Genomic DNA, 17,324 nt, shown 5'->3' with positions numbered 1-17,324 from the left:
TTGGTCAGATGGCGCAGGAATACGCGCCATGGCCCGGCTGGCGCTTGTGGCGGCGGCCTTGGGTTGAAAGCTATGGAAACAGTTGCTGACTGATAAATAAAATCGATTTATCGTATTTCACACATAAGCCCAGCTTGTTACTGGAGTGTCCATGTCGGTGTCTCACGCTCAACTCAAGGCCTTCCACGCGGTGGCCGTGCACGGCAGCTTCACCCGCGCGGCGGAAAAGCTGTTCCTCACCCAGCCAGCCATCTCCGACCAGGTGCGCAAGTTGGAGGAGCGCTTTGGCGTGTTGCTGTTCCACCGCAACAAGCGCTCGGTGCAATTGACCGACCTGGGCGAACGCCTGCTGGGCATCAGTCAGCGCCTGTTCGCCTGCGAGGCCGAAGCCCACGAACTGCTGCACGACTCCCGCGCCCTGCACACCGGCAGCCTGGTGCTGGCGGTGGATGCCCCCGTGCACGTGCTGCCGCAGATCGCGCGGTTCTGCCAGCGCTATCCGGGTATCCAGGTCAAGGTGGAGACCGGCAATACCGACGAATCGCTGGCCCGGCTGTTCAGCTATCAGGCGGATTTGGCGCTGCTGGGGCGCGATGTCGACGATGAGCGGCTGTACTGCGTGCCGTTGCGCCGCGACCCGATGGTGGCCTTCGTGTCGCACAACCACCCGTGGGCCAGCCGTGGCTCGATCAGCCTGGCCGACCTCGACGACACGCCGCTGGTGCTGCGCGAACCGGGCTCGGTCACGCGGCAGACGCTGGAAGAAGAGATGCAGCGCGCCGGGCTGCGGATTCGCCCGGCCATCCAGGTCGAAGGCCGGGAAGCGGCGCGCGAAGCGGTGGTGGTGGGGATTGGTGTGGGCGTGGTGTCAGCTGCCGAATTTGGCGCGGATGCCCGGGTGTGTGCGCTGCCGATCACCGATTGCCAGCGGCATTTGACCGAGACGCTGGTGTGCTTGAGCGAGCAGCGTACACGGCGGGTGGTGGCGACCTTTCTGCAGATGGTTCAGGAAGCCTTGCCATGCTCTTCCGACTAGCCGCCGACTCCCTGGTGCTGCTGCACCTGGCCTTCATCCTGCTGGTGTTGTTCGGTGGCCTGCTGGTGCTCAAATGGCGCCCAGCCCTGCTCGTCCACCTTCCCGCCCTGGCCTGGGGCCTGGCGGTGGAAGGCCTGCACCTGGAGTGCCCGCTGACCGACTGGGAAAACCGCATGCGTTTCGCAGCAGGCGATGCCGGCTACCCTGGTGGCTTCATCGAGCACTACATCTGGCCGCTGATCTACCCGGCCGGACTGACGCCGCAGATCCAATGGTTGCTAGGCGCCATCGTGCTGCTGCTCAATCTCGGCATTTACGGGTATGTGATCTGGCGTTGGCGCCGCGCCTAACGTGTAGCAATCACAAACAGTCGGGGAAACGGCAGTAGCACGTTTCCGTCCGTGGCCGGTGGGTAGTCGCGCTGCATGGCCTGCAGGTACATCTGCAGGAAGTCCGTTTGCTCCTGCTCATCCAGCTTGGCCAGGTAAGGCCTCAAGGCCGACCCCTTGAACCATTCCACCACCGCCTCGGCGCCTCCGGGCAGCGGATGGTGATAAGTGGTGCGCCACACATCCACCCGCGTGCACAGCGGGCTCAGCAGGTCGTAGTAGAACGCCGCGTTGTGCCGCGGCGGCAGGCTGAAGTCGGCGAACTTGTCAGCCCACGGGCCGCGACCGGCGATCTCGCGCAACTGGCGATGGGCCGGCTCGTCGAGGTTGTCCGGGGTTTGCACGGCCAGGCTTCCCCCTTCACTCAACTGGCGCACCAGGTGCGGGTACAGCGAGCCATGGTCGGGCACCCACTGCAGCGAGGCATTGGCCAGGATCAAGTCCTGCGGCTCGGGGGCGCTCCAATCGCTGATGTTGGCGATCTTGCAACTGACCCTTGGGAGATTCAGGCGTTTGCGTTCGCGAGCCTTGTCGATCATGTCCTTGTCGCTGTCCAGTGCCGTCACCTGGGCATCCGGGCAGCGCTGCAGCAGCACTTCGGTGGAGTTGCCGGGGCCACAGCCCAGGTCGGTGGCATGGCGCACCGGGCGTGGAGGCACGGCGGCGAGCAGGTCGCGTACGGCGCGGGTGCGCTCGTCTTCGAAGAGGGAATACTGGGTGGCGGACCAGGCCATGGGGGGCTCCTTTGGGCGGGCAATGTGCTCAGCATAAGCCATGTGCCCGCGAAGAGGCTGTCAGTCTCAGTCTATGCTTCCAGTCAGTTTAGCCATGCGTATACCCATGAAAAAGTTCCTCGCCCTCGCCCTGCTGGCCCTGATCGCCGCCGCCGCCCTCCTCGGCTCACCCTGGATGAAGGGGCGCTTTCACATGCCGGCGGAAAAAACGCATACCCAACAACGCGAAACGGCCGGGTCCACGAGGGAGCCGGCCGTTTCCAACAACCATTAGCGCTTAGTGTGTCTTGGCGCTGCGAATCTGATGCACCACACCCATGGCCACCACTACAGCGGCGGCGATACCGGTGGAGATCACCAGGATCTGGTAGTCAGGCATGAAGGCCATGGTCACCAATGCGGCGACGATGAACGCGATCACCAGGTAGGTCAGCCACGGGAACAGCCACATCTTCAGGCGAACTTCCTTGCCTTCGGCGATCAGCTTGCGGCGCATGCGCAGCTGCGAGAAGGCGATCACCAGGTACACCAGCAACGCGATCATGCCGGTGGTGTTCATCAAGGTGTCCAGCACGTCTTTCGGGCGCAGAGTCTCGCTGAAGTTGATCAGCGCGCAGACCACGGCCACGGCGCACGAACCGATGATCGCGTACACCGGCACGCCGGTGCCGGCGCGGGTGATCTTGAAGAACGACGGCGCGTCGCCACGCTGGGCCAGGGAGAACAGCATGCGCGAAGCGGTGTAGTGGCCCGAAATCAGGCAGCTGCTCACCGAGGTCAGCACCACAAAGTTCATCAGCAGTTCGGCATACGGAACGCCCAGCAGCTCAAGGGTACGGCGGTAAGCGCCATAGCCGGAAACGCCCAGGTGCGGGTCGTTCCACGGTACCAGGCAGACGATCAGGAAGATCGAACCGACGTAGAACAGGCACACACGCCATACCACCGAGTTGGTGGCCTTGACGATCTGTGTGGCTGGGTCTTTGGCTTCAGAAGCCGCGATGGTGACGATTTCAGCGCCAAGGAAGGCGAACATCACCCCGAGCAAGGCACCGATCACCGTGGTGATACCGTTCGGCATGAAGCCTTCGGCGGTCAGGTGAGTCATACCGCGCACTTCACCGAACTGCCAGATGTTCATCACCGCTGCGGTACACACGATCAGGAAGCAGACGATCGCGATCACCTTGATCAGCGCGAACCAGAATTCGAACTCACCGTAGTGCTTGACGTTGAAGAAGTTCACGGTGATCAGCAACAGGGTCGTGGCCAGCACGAACACGTTGACGCTCACATCCGGGAAGAAGCCATGCAGGATCTTGCCCGCCACATAGGCTTCCCAAGCCATGAGGATGACCCAGTACCACCAGTACAGCCAGCCGATGGTGAAACCGGCCCAACGGCCAATGGCGCGGTCGGCGTAGGTGGAGAACGAGCCGGTGTCAGGCGAGGACGTCGCCATTTCACCCAGCATGCGCATGATCAGTACCACCAGGATGCCGCCGGCCAGGTAAGCCAGGACCGCAGCCGGGCCGGCGCTGTGGATCACGCTGCCGGAGCCGACGAACAAGGCGCCGCCGATAACCCCAGCGATCGACATCATCGTCAGGTGGCGCGACTTCAGCGAGGCACTGAGTTTGCTCTCGTGCCCGCTGTTCGCGGTGGTGGTTGTGGATGTTGCGTCCATCAGTTGTGTACCCCGTGCTTCTTTTTATCCAAGGAAATCTGCGAGGCCGCGATGGTCATCGGCTTCGCCTGTACATCAGTGCTAATGCGGGCAGGAGGTGTGCGGTTACACACGCAGGCCATCCGTGGCGGCCTGCTGACGCGCCCCTGGGTTTGCTCCTGGGGCGAACTGAACATGCTTTATGTGGCGATATCTGACACCTAATGTAAAAATGTCCGACAGATAGAGCCATGCACAGTGGCATGAATCTCGCACTGCACTGTACAGGTCGACGATGCAATACACCCTGCAGGCGCTTGACGTTACGCACCCCTCAAGGCCCCCGAATGCTTGAATTACATCCAGACTCCTCGACGCCGCTGGTCAACCAGATCATCGACGGGCTGCGCGATCTGATCGACAACCAGACCCTCAAGCCAGGCGCCAAGGTGCCGTCGATCCGCGCGTTCGCCTCGACCTACTCGGTGAGCACCTTCACCGTGGTCGAGGCCTACGACCGGCTGGTCGCCCAGGGGCTGCTGGTGAGCAAGGGCAATGCCGGGTTCTTCGTCAACCGCGCGGCAGCCGAATTGCTGGACACACATACTGCCGAGGCAGACGCCAGTCGACCATCGTTCAACTCCGAGTGGTACCTGCAGCAGATCTTCGAGACCCGCCAGCTGCCGTTCAAGCCCGGTTGCGGCTGGCTGCCCAACGACTGGATGTACGAAGACGGCCTGCGCCGGGGCTTGCGCCAGGTGGCGGGCAGCCCGCTGGAGCTTTCAGGCTACGGCGACCCGATGGGGCTACCGGAATTGCGCGCCCTGACTGCGCAGAACCTGCAGCAAGAGTTGTCGATCGTCGCCAATACGGCGCAGTTGATGCTCACTCACGGCGCCAGCCAGGCCTTGGACCTGGCCGTCCGCACCCTGGTGCGCCCCGGTGACGTGGTGCTGGTGGACGACCCCGGCTATCCCAACCTGATGAGCATCCTGCGAACCCAGGGCGCCACCCTGATCGGTGTGCCGCGCACCCCCAACGGCTACGACCTCAATCACCTTGAGCACCTGCTGGCGCACCACCGCCCGACGGCGTTCTTCACCCAGCCGCACCTGCACAGCCCGACGTGTTCACGCACCCCGCTGCCGCAGCTGCACCGCCTGCTGCAACTGGCCAGCCAGCATGGTTTCCGCCTGGTGGAAAACAACCTGTACGCCGACATGGTCGCCGAACCGCAACCGTGCCTGGCCAGCCTCGACCACCTGCAACAGGTGGTTTACGTGGGCAGCTACTCCAAAAGCATCTCGCCCAACGTGCGGGTCGGTTATCTGCTGGGCAACCCTGAATTGATGCAGAAATTGCTGCATTTGAAGATGCGCTCGGGCCTGACCACCTCGCAGGTGATGGAGCGCGTGGTGTATGCCGCGATCATCGACGGGCGCTGGCGCAAGCACCTCAAGCGTTTGCGCCAGCGCTTGGCCGAAGCGCATCAGGAAGTGGGTCGGCACCTGCATCGGTTGGGCTTTGAGCTGTTCATCGAGTCCGACGAAGGAATGTACATCTGGACCCGCCACCCGGCGATTCCGGACAGCGCGGCGTTGCTCGACGATGCGCTGGAGAAAGGCATCATGCTCGGGCCTGGCCAGTTGTTCATGGTCGATGCCAAACCGACCGGGTGGATGCGCTTCAATGTGGCGTTCAGCACCGATCCCGCGATGTGGGAATTGCTGGAGAAGGTGCTGGTGAAACACGTACGGCGTGCGGGCATGTAGGAGCGGCGGTGCGGCGATCCGCTTCATCCGCGATGCGCCGCGCGGGCGGCGCTCGATTTCATGATCGCTGAAGATTTTTAGACAGGCTGGTCTCGGCCCAACTTCCGTTTAACGCCAAGCCGCCTTATCTGCAAAAAACGCCTGCGCATTCGCCTCCAGACTCTCCAGGTGATACCCCCCCTCCTGCACAATCACACACGGCAAGCGCAACGCACGAATCCGCTCGCCCAAAACCGCAAACCCTTCGGTCGTCACCGCCACCTTGCTCTGCGGATCCAGCTCATAAATATCGAACCCGAGCGAAAGCACCAGCACCTCAGCGCCAAAGTCCTTTACCGCATCCAGGGCAATATCCAGCTGTGTCATGAAATCCGCCTCGCTGGCCCCATGCGCCATCGGCAGGTTGAGGTTGTACCCCTCCCCCGCACCGCTTCCACGCTCATCCTCGAACCCGGCAACACCCGGGTAGAAGTTGGTCGGATCACCATGGGTCGACACATACAGCACATCGTTGCGCTCATAGAAAATCTCTTGAATTCCCTGACCGTGGTGCATGTCAGTGTCGAGAATCGCCACGCGGCGATAACGGCTGCGCAGCGCCTGGGCAGCAACGGCGGCGTTGTTGATGTAGCAGAAACCACCTGCAGCATCGAAGCGCGCATGGTGCCCCGGCGGGCGGCACAGGGCGTAGGCCGCGGGCTCGCCGTCGAGAATGGCCTGGGCTGCCGCCACCGCGCTTTGCGCCGACCAGTAAGCCGAATGCCAGGTATGCTCGCCCACCGGGCAACTGCCGTCGGCCAAATAGCGTCCGGCCTGGGCGAGGATGCCGCGCAGGGCATTAGGCTCTCGCACGAAGATGTTCGACATAACTTCATCGCCCCAATCTTCGGGGACTTCTTTCCAGCGAGTGTGGGCTTCTTCGAGGAACGCCAGGTAGGCTTCACCATGCACCGCCTTGAGCGGATCGAGACCAGCGTCGGAGGGCTGACGGATGTCGAAATCAAGATCCTTGGCTGCCTGCAACAAACGCTGGGCGCGCTCGGGGACCTCTTGCGGGGTGCGCATGGCGCCGCGCGAGTAGTAGCTACGCGGGTGGTGTAACAGCTGTTCGGGGTGGAAATAGCAACGCATCAGGCTTCTCCTTCTACACGGCCGGCACGGGTCAGCACGGCGTTGAGCAGTACATCGGCACCCTGGCGGGCGTCCTCGGGCAGCACGTCCTCGGCTTCGTTGTGGCTCAGGCCACCGACGCAGGGGATGAACACCATGGCCGTCGGGCAGTAGCGGGCCAACAGGATGGCGTCGTGGCCGGCGCCGCTGACGATGGATTGCTGGGCATAGCCAAGGCCGTCCACCGCCTGTTGCACGGCGGCCACGCATTCGACGTCGAATGGCGTGGCTGGGCTGACCCAGTGGCGCTCGATGCGCACCTGCAGACCGCGCTGGCGGGCAATCGCCTGCAGTTTCTCGCCGAGATCGCGTTCCATGGCTTCGATGGCTTCGTCACGGTGGTGGCGCAGGTCGACGGTGAAGCGCAGCACACCGGGGATGGTGTTGCGCGACGACTTGGCAATCGACAGCTCGCCTACAGTGGTGAGGCCTTCAGGGGCGAAGTCGGCGGCGAGTTGTTCGACAGCCTGGATCATCCGCGCGGCACCATACAGGGCGTCCTTGCGCAGCGGCATCGGCGTAGTACCGGCGTGGGCCGCCATGCCTTCGACGGTCACGTCCAGCCAGCGAATCGCCTGACCGCCACTGACCACACCGATGGCCTTGGCGTTGTCTTCGAGGATCGGGCCTTGCTCGATGTGCGCTTCGAAATAGGCATCGACCTTGCCGCCCAATGGGCGCTGGCCGGCGTATCCAGTGCGCTGCAGTTCATCGGCCACACTGATGCCATCGGCATCGCGAATGGCCAGGGCCTGGTCCAGCGCCAGGGAGCCGGTGAACACCGCCGAGCCAAACATGGCTGGCGTGAAACGGGCTCCCTCCTCGTTGGTCCACACTGCGATTTCCAGTGGCTTGCGGGTCTGAATGCCCAGATCGTTGAGGCGACGCACCACCTCAAGGCCCGCCAGCACGCCGTAGACACCATCGAATCGGCCGCCTTCGGGCTGGGTGTCGAGGTGGCTGCCCATCATGACCGGCGCGGCGTCCGGGTCGCTGCCGGCGCGGCGGGCGAACAGGTTGCCGATGGCATCCACGCTCAGGCTCAGGCCAGCCTCGCGGCACCAGTGGCTGAACAGTTCACGGCCGGCCTTGTCCTCGTCGCTCAGGGCCAGGCGGCAGCTGCCGCCGCGGGCGGTGGCACCGATTTCGGCCATGGCCATCAGGCTCGCCCATAGGCGTTCGCCATTGCTTTTCAACATGTATGATTGCTCCAGAAAGTTCAGGCCAGTTCCAGGCGCTGGCTGTGGGCGTACTGACGCGCCAGGGCGAGCACGCAGACCAGCGAAATGGCCGCGATCAAGGTGTAGAACACCGCCATTGGCCACCACTGGCCGGTGAAGGTGTGGGCCAGCCAGGTGCCAATCAGCGGCGTAAGGCCGCCCGCGATGGCACCGCATACCTGGTAGGCCATGGAAATCGCGGTGTAGCGCACGCGGGTTTCGAACATGCCGCTGACGTAACCGGCGATCACCGCGTAGAACGAGGCCATGCACGCCGCCGCCAGGGCGATGCCGAGCACGATCAGCGGGCCTTGGCCAGAGCTGACCAGCACGAACATCGGGTACGGCGAAGCCATCGCCAGCACGGCGACCAGGGCCAAAAAGCGCGTGGCGCCGATTTTTTCCGATAGCCAGGCGGCCAGTGGTTGCACGCAGAACTGGATGACCGCCACGAAGAACAGGCACTCAAGGATCAGCGAGCGCTCCAGGTGCAGCTGCTGGGTGGTGTAGCTGATCATGAAGGTGTTGGTGAAATAGACCCCGGCAATGCCCAGGGTATTGGCGCCGATGCACAGCAGCAGCGGGCGCCAGGCGGTGCGCAGCACCTCCAGCACGGGCGCCTGCTCCTTGCGCTGGGCCTTGGCCGCTTGCTCGCGGCTGGCGATGAACTCGGGCGACTCGTTCACCCCCAGACGGATCGCCAGGCCCACCAGCAGCAACAGTGCGCTGGCCAGGAACGGCACGCGCCAGCCCCAGCTCATCAGCTCTTCTTCGGGCAACCGAGTGACCGCGCCGAACGCCAGCAACGAAAGAATCAGGCCAGCCGGGCTGCCCAACTGGGCGAACGAGGCAAAGAAGTTGCGTCGCCCTTTGGGCGCATGTTCGCCCGCCATCAACACCGCGCCGCCCCACTCGCCGCCCACGGCAATGCCCTGGATGACCCGCAGGATGATCAGCAGCACCGGCGCCGCAGCGCCAATCTGCGCATGGGTCGGCAACAGGCCGATGCACACGGTGACGATGCCCATCATCAGCAAGGTGATGACCAGCGACTTCTTGCGCCCGATGCGGTCGCCCACATGGCCGAAGACGATGCCACCCAACGGCCGCGCGAAGAAGCCCACGGCGAAGGTGCCGAATGCGGCCATGGTACTGAACAGGCTGTTGTCGGAGGGGAAGAACAAGGCACCGAACACCAGCGCGGCGGCGGTGGCGTAGATGTAGAAGTCATACCATTCGATCATGGTGCCGATGAACGCGGCGGCGGCGGCACGGCGCGGCTGGGGCGAAGCGATGGGCTTCATGGGGGCTCCTTTGCTTGTTTTTTTGGCAGGAGTTGATCGGGAACACGGTGGCGCTCTTGGGCGCCTGGCCGAGATTTATCGTCTCGGGGCTATGATTAGTCAATTTTCTATTTATTATTCGCACTATTAGCCATGCTTATCATCGAGCCTCGCCATGTCCGACCGCCTGCTCAACGACCGCCTTGATTGGAACCTGCTGCGCACCTTCCGGGTGATCGGCCAGGAGTTGTCCATCAGCCGCGCTGCGGCGCGCCTGCACCTGACCCAGCCGGCCGTGAGCCAGGCACTCAAGCGCCTGGAAGAGCAGCTCGGACGCCAGCTTATCGCCCGGCGCGGGCCGCGTTTCGTGCTCACCGACATGGGCGAGCAGCTGTTCCTGCTGGCCGGCGAGGTGTATGGGCAGATGTCGCAAATCGGCGGGCTGCTGGAGCAACCGGCGGACGAGCTGGTGGGCAAGGTCCGCTTGCTGATGATCAGCCGCATCGTCAGCGAGCGCTTCGACGACTTTCTGGCCGAGTTTCACCGCCAGCATCCGCGAGTGGATGTGGAAATCGACGTGATGCGCAGCTCCGACATCGTCGCCGCGCTGCAGGAGAAGACTGCCACCGCAGGCCTTAGCCTGAACCGCCGGGCACAACCCCGGCTGGAGCAGCGCCTGTTCCTGCGCCAGCGCTACGCGTTTTTCTGTGGCAAGCACCATGCCCTGTTCGGCCAGGCGCAGAGCGATCTGCAGCGGGAGAATTTCGTCAGTTTCACCAGCGATCAGATTGGCGGCATGCTCTCGCCGCTGACCATCTTCCGTGACCAGCAAGGGTTTTCCGGCAGAATCGTGGCGTCGTCGCCGAGCCTTGAAGAAGTACGCCGTCTGGTCATCGCCGGCTTCGGCATTGGCTGCCTTCCCGAGCACGTGGTGGCGGAGGATGTGGTGAAAGGTCTGCTGTGGAAGCTGCCGCCGCAGGAAGGGATTGCCGACGTTGATATCCACCTGCTGTGGAATAGAGAACAGCGTTTGAGCCGGGCTGAAGAGGTATTCATCGAGGCGCTGCAGGCCAGTTTAGGCTGATAGATGCATTCAGAGTAGGGGCCTCTCTCTTCGCCTCTGCCAACACCGGCGCTGCCTTGCGGGTCGACCGACAGCCTGGCTATCTGAATTTTTCTAGCGCGCACAGCAGGGACGCTTTGCCCTTCAGACGGCTGGAACTTGGATCCGATCCAACGAAAGAGTATGCTCGCAACAATAGCCATATGCCATCACTCAGGCGCACCGCGACCCGCTTTCAAGGACGAGCCCTTTGCCCAGCCACCCCACCCGCCACACCATTGCCCGCCAGTGGCAACTGCTCAAACTGTTGCCCGACCGTCACCCTGGGTCGAGTTCGACACAGCTGCAAGCGGCATTGGCCAAGGCAGGCCACAAGACCAGCAAACGCACGGTCGAGCGCGATCTCAACGAGCTCGCGGCGCTGTTCCCGTTGCGCTGCAACAACAAGGGCATGCCCTACGGCTGGTACTGGCAGCCGGGCTTGAGTCTGGGTGAAGCCCAGCAACTGCAGCCGGATGTGCTGTCCCCTGCGCAGCAGATCGAATTGAACGCCTGGGTGGATGACGCCCTCGCACGGCGGTTGGAACAGCAGCCGCTGTCCGATGACATGCGCCTCGCCCCACATGGCGCGGGTGGCGCAACGCTCGATGCCACGGTCGACGATAGCCGCGCGCTGATGGGTTGGTTGCTGTCACAGGCGGGGTCCATTCGTGTGCAGGCGCCTGAAGACTTGCGCATGGCAGTGGTTGAGCAATTGCGCCAGAGCCTGGCCCTGCACGACAGTGTCAGCTAGGCACGGCGCCGCGCCAGGCAGACATAACCCAGGCCTATCACGCTGAGCACCAGCACTCCCAGCAATATCATCAGTTCACGGTTGTACCGCGCCACCCACGCCGGGAAGCCGACGAATTCGCGATAGATCCGTACATCTGCCGCACCATCGGCATGGCTGATGCTAGTACCCCCTTGGCGAATCTGAGAGTAGTCGGCGTCGAAATAGACCCAGACCTTGCACTCCCCGCCCGGTTCGATCGCGGGGATCTCGACCGTCGCCGTGGCGGTCTCGATAATCGTGTCATTGCCGGCAGCATCGCGCACTTGCACCAGGCCTTTGGCCGGCAAGCGGATCTTGACCTCGCGCACCACGGCGTCGCCACTATTGCGCAAGTCGATCAGCAAGCCGGTGCGGTGGTCCACCAACCCGGCCTCGAACGGCTTGGCGAACAGTTGGGCATACGGTGCCTGCGCCAGGTCGATGAGCCTGTCGACCTGATCCTGATTCAATGCCCCTTGGCCAATGCTGCTGATACGCGGCTGCAAGCGCTCGTACTTGAGCTGTTCGCTGGCCTTGCTGATGCGCTCGCTGAACTGGCTTGGGTAGGTGAGGTAGGCGTAGGTCAGGGAAGCTTCAAGGCGCGCGTTGCCCTTGAGCGCCACATAGGCCACCAGCGTGACCATCAGGCCAAGCAACAGGGCTACGAGAAGTTTGCCGACTTTATCCCAACTCAACGGTGCGTTTCCTTCTGTCACGGCACGGGCGGTTCAAAGGCCCCAAAGGGTGCCAAGTTCAGCGCCGCCAGGCAAGCGTTCAGCGGCCCAGCAACACCGGTACCGATGCCATCAGCATGGCGATGCCGGACAGCGTCAGCAAACCCAGCACCACCCGGCGGAATGCCAGCTCGCTGATCCCCAGGTACACCCGCGTGCCGAGCAAGGCCGGCAGCGCCATAGCCAGCAGCACCACGCCGAACGACGGCAGCATGTCGCGGGTGACAACCCCGGTGCCCAGGTAGGTGAGCATGGTGACCAGCAGCATCGACAGATTGAAGTTCTGGATCACCGCACGCTGAGTGTCTCTCTCGAAACCGCGCAAGGTGCACCACAGGGTGGGCACAGTGCCGGTGAAGCCGCCAATGCCGCCCAGCGCCCCGCCGATCATGCCCACCGCGCCATCGGCGAGGCGGTTGCCAGGCAGGCGCGGCAAGCGCGGTGCCAACAGCATCAGCGGGCACCACACCACCAGCAGTGTGCCGAATACGGCCTTGAACCAGAGCATATTCAAGTACGGCAGTACCCACACCCCCAGCGGAATGCCGGCCAGGCCACCGAGCACGAAGGTCCACAACAATGGCCAGCTGAAGCCCCGGCGTACGCTGAATACCGCAATCAGTTGGCCGCTGAGGCTGCCGAACACAGTCAGCGACGCGGCCAAACGTGGTTCCAGCCCCCACGCCCAGAACGACATGGCGACCATGCCGAAGGCGAAACCTGAAAGGCCCTGAACGAAACCGGCAACGACGGCGCCAAGGGCGATGAGGTAAAGCGGGTCCATGAGGGTCCTTGCCAGCGAAGTTAGATCAGCGCTGTACCATGCCAGAGCTGATCAGCAATGTCTGCCTTGACGCCTCAGGCAAACCGCTCGACGTGTGCCGGCGTGCGTCGCATCAATACCTTGCCATTGCGCACCGACACCAGCGCATGCCCCTGACTGCGGACCATCTCGTAGTCATCAGGCGCCGACAGCAACAACAGGTTTGCCGGGCGTCCCACCTCGATGCCATATCGCTCGCCAAGGTTCAAGGTACGCGCACTGTTGTCGGTGATCAGGTCCAGGCAGCGCTGCAGATCTTCATAGCCCAACATGTGGCAGATATGCAGCCCGGCTTCGAGAATGCGCAGGATATTGCCGTTGCCCAGCGGGTACCACGGGTCGACGATCGAGTCCTGGCCGAAGCATACGTTCATCCCCGCCCGGTCGATTTCGGCCACGCGGGTCAGGCCACGGCGTTTCGGGTAGGTGTCGAAACGCCCCTGCAGGTGAATGCTCTCGGTCGGGCACGAAACGAAATTGATGCCCGACATCTTCAGCAAGCGGAACAGCTTGGAACAGTAGGCATTGTCATACGAACCCATGGCCGTGGTATGGCTCGCCGTCACCCGCGCGCCCATGCCACGCACGCGCGCTTCTTCCGCCAGCACTTCGAGGAAGCGCGACTGCGGGTCGTCGGTTTCGTCGCAATGCACATCCACCAGGCAGCCGGTGCGTTCTGCCAGTTCCATCAGGAACTTGACCGACGACACACCCTGATCGCGGGTGTTTTCAAAGTGCGGAATGCCACCGACCACATCGGCGCCAATGGCCACCGCCTCGGTCATCAGCGCCCGACCATTGGCGTACGACTCGATGCCTTCCTGAGGGAAAGCGACGATCTGCAGGTCGATCAGCTCGCGCACCTCGTCACGCACCTCGACCATCGCCTTGAGCGCGGTAAGCGTGGGGTCGGTGACGTCGACGTGGGTACGCACATGCTGAATGCCGTGTTCCACCAGCATGTCGATGGTCTTCTTCGACCGCGTCTTGATGTCGTCGTGGGTGGTGATGGCCTTGCGCTCGGCCCAGCGCTCGATGCCCTCAAACAACGTACCGCTCATGTTCCACTTCGGCTCGCCAGCGGTCAGGGTGGCGTCGAGGTGGATATGCGGCTCGACGAAAGGTGGCACCACCAGGTTTTGCTGGGCGTCCAGATCGTCGGCCTGGGTCAGGGCAACCACCTGGGCCTGGGGCGTAATGGCAGCGATGCGATCACCGCTCAGCTCGATGCGGAACAGGCCAGCCTTGCCACGCAGGCGTGCGTTGATGATGTTCATGGGTTACTCCTTGCCTTGGGCCTCGGTCATGCGCCATATCAGCATAGCGACCGCAGCGTTCATGCGAAAAAGCGGGTCGTCGAGGGACTGCCCGCTCAATTGTTCGATGCGTTGCATCCGTTGGTTGATGGTGTTGCGGTGCAAACCCAGGCGCTGTCCGGCCTTGAGACCGTTGCCGTTTTCCTTGAGCAGCGCGTCGAGGGTGTGCAGCAGCGCATTGGGCTGCTTGCGCCCTGGGGCGCGCAGGGGGCCGAGGGTCTGGGCGACGAAATCGTCGATCAGCGAGCGATCGACGATGCCCTGCAGCAGACGCAATACGCCGAGTTCGCTGAAGTCGCAAAGGCCGCTGGCCGGACGCAGGTTTTGCGCCACCTCCAACGCCTGGCGGGCCTGATTGAGGGCCTGGCGATAGTGGCCGCAGTCTTCGGCCAGGCCCGACAGCCCCATGAACAGGCCCATCTCCCCCGCCACCGCGGTGAGTTGCTGATGCAGCGCGGCCAGGGCTGAGCGCAGGTCTGTCGTATCTGGCAACAACAGCACGAACAGGTCACCTGCCAATTGCGCCGTTACCGCCCCATCGTGGGTGCGGCACCAGGCTTCGAGCTGGTCCTCCAGCGCCTGCCGTGCTCTGCCACAGCCGCTCACCCTGGGCCAGCCCATGCCGCTCGAATAGCCCGTCGACCGCTGACAGGCGCAACGCCACCAGCCGTCGTGGACTATCCAGATCAAGGTGCAAGTGAGCCGCCCGCTGCCGGGCGATGGCCAGGCTCGGGTAGTCACCGGTCAATAGTTGGCCAAGAATGTCATTGCGCGAGCGACGCACCTGGGTCATCTGTACCAGCGCCGTGCCGATCAGGTGGGTGACCACTACCATCTTCAGCGCATACGGCTGCTCGATCAGCGGCAGCCCGAGCTGCTCGGCGCGTTCGACCACCGCCGATGGAATACCCTGGATGAAGCTGCCGCCGGTGAGAATCACCAGGCCAGCGATGCCCACCGCGTCGCCATCCTCGACCAGGCTCAGCAGGTTGCCCTCGCCGCGCGGGTGGTTGATGCCGGTGACGAACACCAACTCGCCTCCCATGACCCATTCGGCAATGCCTTCGTTCTCTGCCACATAGGGCCAGCGCACCCGCCGTTGCAGGTTGCGCGTGCCGGCTCGCACGGTCATTTCCTCGAGGCCGGGCAGGTGAAGGATTTCTTCCAGCGCCAGGCTCACGGATCGACCCCAGCCTGGCCCAGTGCAGCGGGCCGACCAAAGACTTCTTGCAACAGGATGTAGCACAGCGCCGAAGCGCCTATGCCCACCAGCGGCGCGACCCACGGCGAGGCATAAGCCGCCACCGCACCGACGGCGTAGGCGAGCAGCCCCAGCAGGTTGTAGCGCGGCAGGCTGACGGTGGCCAACGCCGGGTATTTGCCACGGTGGCGGTACCAGAAGTCGGCCATGATCACCCCGCCCACCGGCGGGATGATCGAACCCAACAGCACCAGGAACGGGATCAGCAACTCGTACATGCCGCCGATCGCCAGCACGATGCCAACACCCGCTGCCACCAACGTCGCCGTGCGCCGACGCTCGCTGCGCAGCAGGTGGCAGGCCGCCGCAGCCACGTTGTAGATGGTCGGACCCTGGATCGTCCACAGGTTGAGGCAGAGCATCACCACCGCCGCGAACGACAACCCCTGGAGCATCATCACTTCGACGATATCGGCCTGCTGGTAGACCATCGCGCACCAGGCCCCGGCCACCACCATCAGCCCATTGCCCAGTAGAAACGCCACCACGCTGGCCGTCACCGCCACCCGCCCGCTGCGCGACAGGCGTGTCCAGTTGGTGGCCTGGGTGGCGCCACTGGCAAAGGTGCCGAAGACCATGGTAACCGCCGCCGAGAACGTCAGGGTTTCATGCGGCACCAGCGCCGCCAGTTGCTGTAAGCCACCGACATCGCGGGTGGCGATGACCATGGAAATGATCAGCAGCGCGAACATCAGCGGCACCGACACCCGCGATAGCAGGTCCAGCCCCTTGAAACCGACGATCGCCGTGATGCTGAAGCCCAGCCCGAACAGCACCATCAACGGCACCGTAAAGCCCTCGGCAAGCCCCAACAACTTGACCAGCACGATCGCCACCGTGGCCGTGCCCCAGGCGTACCAACCCAATTCGGCAAAACCCAGCAGAAAGTCCGAGAGCCGACTGCCCGCCTCTCCAAAGCAGAAGCGCCCCATCAACACGGTGTTCAGCCCGCTGCGCGAGGCGATGAACGCCAGCGCCGCGGCGTAAAGGGCCAGCAAGGTGTTGCCGATGGCAGCGATCCACAGCATGTCCACGAAGTTGAAGGCCATGCCCAGCTTGCCCCCGGCGAACATCGTCCCGGTGAAGAACGTGAAACTGAACAGCACCATGGCGATGGGCAACAGGCCTTTGCGCGCGTGCTGCGGTGCTTCGCTCAGCGGGAATTCGGAGGGTGAGCTCATTGTTCGAGTGCTCCAGGTTGAAGTTGGAGCTGCAAGAGCAATATGTGGGCCGCTTTGGGCTGCGTGTTTCGCTGGAAGAAAACAGGCGGACCGCACAGGAGATGGTGTGCAACATGAACAGAACTAAGCATTTTGATTGGATTTTTATGTGCTTGATGACTCAATTTGACGCCATTGTGCACCAAAGCAGAACGCGGCTGGGTAACTTTTACCCAGCCGCGTTAAACCCCTACGCGCTTTTCGCCCGAGGCATCAGCTCATACGGATGCTTCCAGCCAGGTTGCGCCCGAAGGCGTGCTTTCCAGGCCTCGATATGGGTGAATTCCGCCAGCGGGATGCCAGTGTCTTCCGGCATGAATACATAGCCCGCCAGCGACAGGTCGGCAATGGTCAGGCGCCCGCCGACCACGTAAGGCGTCTTCGCCAGGTGCGCATCGACGATGCGATAGGCTGCCGTGGCACGCTCGCGCAGAAACTGGGTCACGGGCGTTTCGCCGGAATTTTTCAGGCAGAAGATGAACCGCAGCGCCGCGTAATAGGCCGTGAACTTATGGTTGTCGAACAGCATCCAGCGCCAGATTTCGCGCTTCTCCTGCTCATCTTGCGGGCCGAACTGCCTGGTGCGTTCGGCCAGATACTCGAGGATCAGCGCCGACTGGGTCAGCGTCTGGCCGGCATGCTCCAACACCGGCACCTCGCCCTGTTCGTTGACCTCGTCGCGCCATTGCGGGTCGCGGGTCTGGCCATTGAAGAAATCGACGAACACCGGCTGCCAGTCCTGGCCGGTGAGTTCGAGCATCAGCGCAGCTTTGTAGGCGTTGCCGGATTCGGCGAAGCAATGCAGTTTGTAGTCGGGCATGGT

The 17,324-nt window shown here is 63.2% G+C and carries 17 protein-coding genes and 1 pseudogene; 6 read left to right on the top strand and 12 right to left on the bottom strand.

The features are described 5' to 3' along the window. Positions 1–151 precede the first annotated feature (151 nt). Both ACIQUF_RS01575 and ACIQUF_RS01570 read left to right on the top strand, forming a co-directional pair. The gene (locus ACIQUF_RS01575) at positions 152–1,036 is read left to right on the top strand and encodes a LysR family transcriptional regulator (protein WP_403127348.1); all 885 of its coding nucleotides are present in this window, start codon (positions 152–154) and stop codon (positions 1,034–1,036) included. Next, positions 1,021–1,386, top strand: coding sequence for a DUF2784 domain-containing protein (locus tag ACIQUF_RS01570; protein WP_403127339.1), 366 nt, complete (start codon positions 1,021–1,023; stop codon positions 1,384–1,386). The genes ACIQUF_RS01575 and ACIQUF_RS01570 overlap by 16 nt, the downstream gene beginning before the upstream one ends. On the opposite strand, the gene tam is transcribed toward ACIQUF_RS01570, so the two are convergent. Then, the gene (tam, locus tag ACIQUF_RS01565; RefSeq protein WP_403127337.1) at positions 1,383–2,159 is read right to left on the bottom strand and encodes a trans-aconitate 2-methyltransferase; all 777 of its coding nucleotides are present in this window, start codon (positions 2,157–2,159) and stop codon (positions 1,383–1,385) included. The two genes, ACIQUF_RS01570 and tam, sit on opposite strands and share 4 nt — an antisense overlap. A gap of 94 nt (positions 2,160–2,253) precedes the next feature. Here tam and ACIQUF_RS01560 point away from each other — a divergent pair, with 94 nt between their 5' ends. After that, on the top strand, positions 2,254–2,433 hold the full coding sequence (locus tag ACIQUF_RS01560; protein ID WP_403127332.1) for a hypothetical protein: 180 nt from the start codon (positions 2,254–2,256) through the stop codon (positions 2,431–2,433). A 3-nt stretch (positions 2,434–2,436) separates the two neighbouring features. Here ACIQUF_RS01560 and ACIQUF_RS01555 read toward each other — a convergent pair whose 3' ends face one another. Continuing rightward, complete coding sequence (locus ACIQUF_RS01555) at positions 2,437–3,846, bottom strand: amino acid permease (RefSeq protein WP_403127328.1); 1,410 nt, start codon at positions 3,844–3,846, stop codon at positions 2,437–2,439. Positions 3,847–4,172: 326 nt separating this feature from the next. On the opposite strand from ACIQUF_RS01555, the gene ACIQUF_RS01550 reads away from it, so the two are divergent. Then, complete coding sequence (locus ACIQUF_RS01550) at positions 4,173–5,597, top strand: PLP-dependent aminotransferase family protein (RefSeq protein ID WP_403127325.1); 1,425 nt, start codon at positions 4,173–4,175, stop codon at positions 5,595–5,597. Between the two features lie 108 nt (positions 5,598–5,705). On the opposite strand, the gene ACIQUF_RS01545 is transcribed toward ACIQUF_RS01550, so the two are convergent. Genes ACIQUF_RS01545 through ACIQUF_RS01535 form a run of 3 tightly spaced genes read right to left on the bottom strand, consistent with a single transcriptional unit; the run spans position 5,706 to position 9,291 of the window. Beyond that, positions 5,706–6,728, bottom strand: a complete 1,023-nt coding sequence (locus tag ACIQUF_RS01545) for a histone deacetylase family protein (protein ID WP_403127322.1) — start codon at positions 6,726–6,728, stop codon at positions 5,706–5,708. After that, complete coding sequence (locus tag ACIQUF_RS01540; protein ID WP_403127319.1) at positions 6,728–7,966, bottom strand: Zn-dependent hydrolase; 1,239 nt, start codon at positions 7,964–7,966, stop codon at positions 6,728–6,730. The genes ACIQUF_RS01545 and ACIQUF_RS01540 overlap by 1 nt, the downstream gene beginning before the upstream one ends. Positions 7,967–7,986: 20 nt before the next feature. After that, positions 7,987–9,291: an MFS transporter gene (locus tag ACIQUF_RS01535; RefSeq protein ID WP_403127314.1), complete on the bottom strand. Its 1,305-nt coding sequence runs from the start codon at positions 9,289–9,291 to the stop codon at positions 7,987–7,989. Between the two features lie 154 nt (positions 9,292–9,445). On the opposite strand from ACIQUF_RS01535, the gene ACIQUF_RS01530 reads away from it, so the two are divergent. Together ACIQUF_RS01530 and ACIQUF_RS01525 are read left to right on the top strand one after the other, a co-directional pair. Then, entirely contained in the window at positions 9,446–10,354 is a 909-nt protein-coding gene (locus ACIQUF_RS01530) for a LysR family transcriptional regulator (RefSeq protein ID WP_403127311.1), read from the top strand. 229 nt (positions 10,355–10,583) lie between these two features. After that, complete coding sequence (locus tag ACIQUF_RS01525) at positions 10,584–11,126, top strand: WYL domain-containing protein (RefSeq protein ID WP_403127308.1); 543 nt, start codon at positions 10,584–10,586, stop codon at positions 11,124–11,126. On the opposite strand, the gene ACIQUF_RS01520 is transcribed toward ACIQUF_RS01525, so the two are convergent. The 7 genes and pseudogenes from ACIQUF_RS01520 to ACIQUF_RS01490 form a co-directional block, all read right to left on the bottom strand. Next, positions 11,123–11,842 carry a hypothetical protein gene (locus tag ACIQUF_RS01520; RefSeq protein WP_403127305.1) on the bottom strand — a complete coding sequence of 240 codons (720 nt, stop codon included), beginning with the start codon at positions 11,840–11,842 and terminating at the stop codon, positions 11,123–11,125. The genes ACIQUF_RS01525 and ACIQUF_RS01520 overlap by 4 nt on opposite strands. Positions 11,843–11,921: 79 nt before the next feature. Then, on the bottom strand, positions 11,922–12,665 hold the full coding sequence (locus ACIQUF_RS01515; RefSeq protein WP_403127301.1) for a sulfite exporter TauE/SafE family protein: 744 nt from the start codon (positions 12,663–12,665) through the stop codon (positions 11,922–11,924). Between the two features lie 74 nt (positions 12,666–12,739). After that, on the bottom strand, positions 12,740–13,981 hold the full coding sequence (gene codA / locus ACIQUF_RS01510) for a cytosine deaminase (RefSeq protein ID WP_403127298.1): 1,242 nt from the start codon (positions 13,979–13,981) through the stop codon (positions 12,740–12,742). 3 nt (positions 13,982–13,984) lie between these two features. Beyond that, positions 13,985–14,761, bottom strand: coding sequence for a PucR family transcriptional regulator (locus tag ACIQUF_RS01505; RefSeq protein WP_403127294.1), 777 nt, complete (start codon positions 14,759–14,761; stop codon positions 13,985–13,987). Between the two features lie 121 nt (positions 14,762–14,882). Next, positions 14,883–15,152, bottom strand: a pseudogene (locus ACIQUF_RS01500) (PucR family transcriptional regulator ligand-binding domain-containing protein); the annotation flags it as partial. A gap of 44 nt (positions 15,153–15,196) precedes the next feature. Further along, entirely contained in the window at positions 15,197–16,462 is a 1,266-nt protein-coding gene (gene codB / locus ACIQUF_RS01495) for a cytosine permease (RefSeq protein ID WP_403127291.1), read from the bottom strand. 229 nt (positions 16,463–16,691) lie between these two features. Continuing rightward, positions 16,692–17,321, bottom strand: coding sequence for a glutathione S-transferase family protein (locus ACIQUF_RS01490; RefSeq protein ID WP_403127288.1), 630 nt, complete (start codon positions 17,319–17,321; stop codon positions 16,692–16,694). Positions 17,322–17,324: the final 3 nt, after the last annotated feature.

Origin of the sequence: Pseudomonas sp. NPDC090233 (assembly GCF_044772285.1) — a bacterium.
Classification (GTDB): Bacteria; Pseudomonadota; Gammaproteobacteria; order Pseudomonadales; family Pseudomonadaceae; genus Aquipseudomonas.
This window is presented reverse-complemented; position numbering and strand designations above follow the sequence as displayed.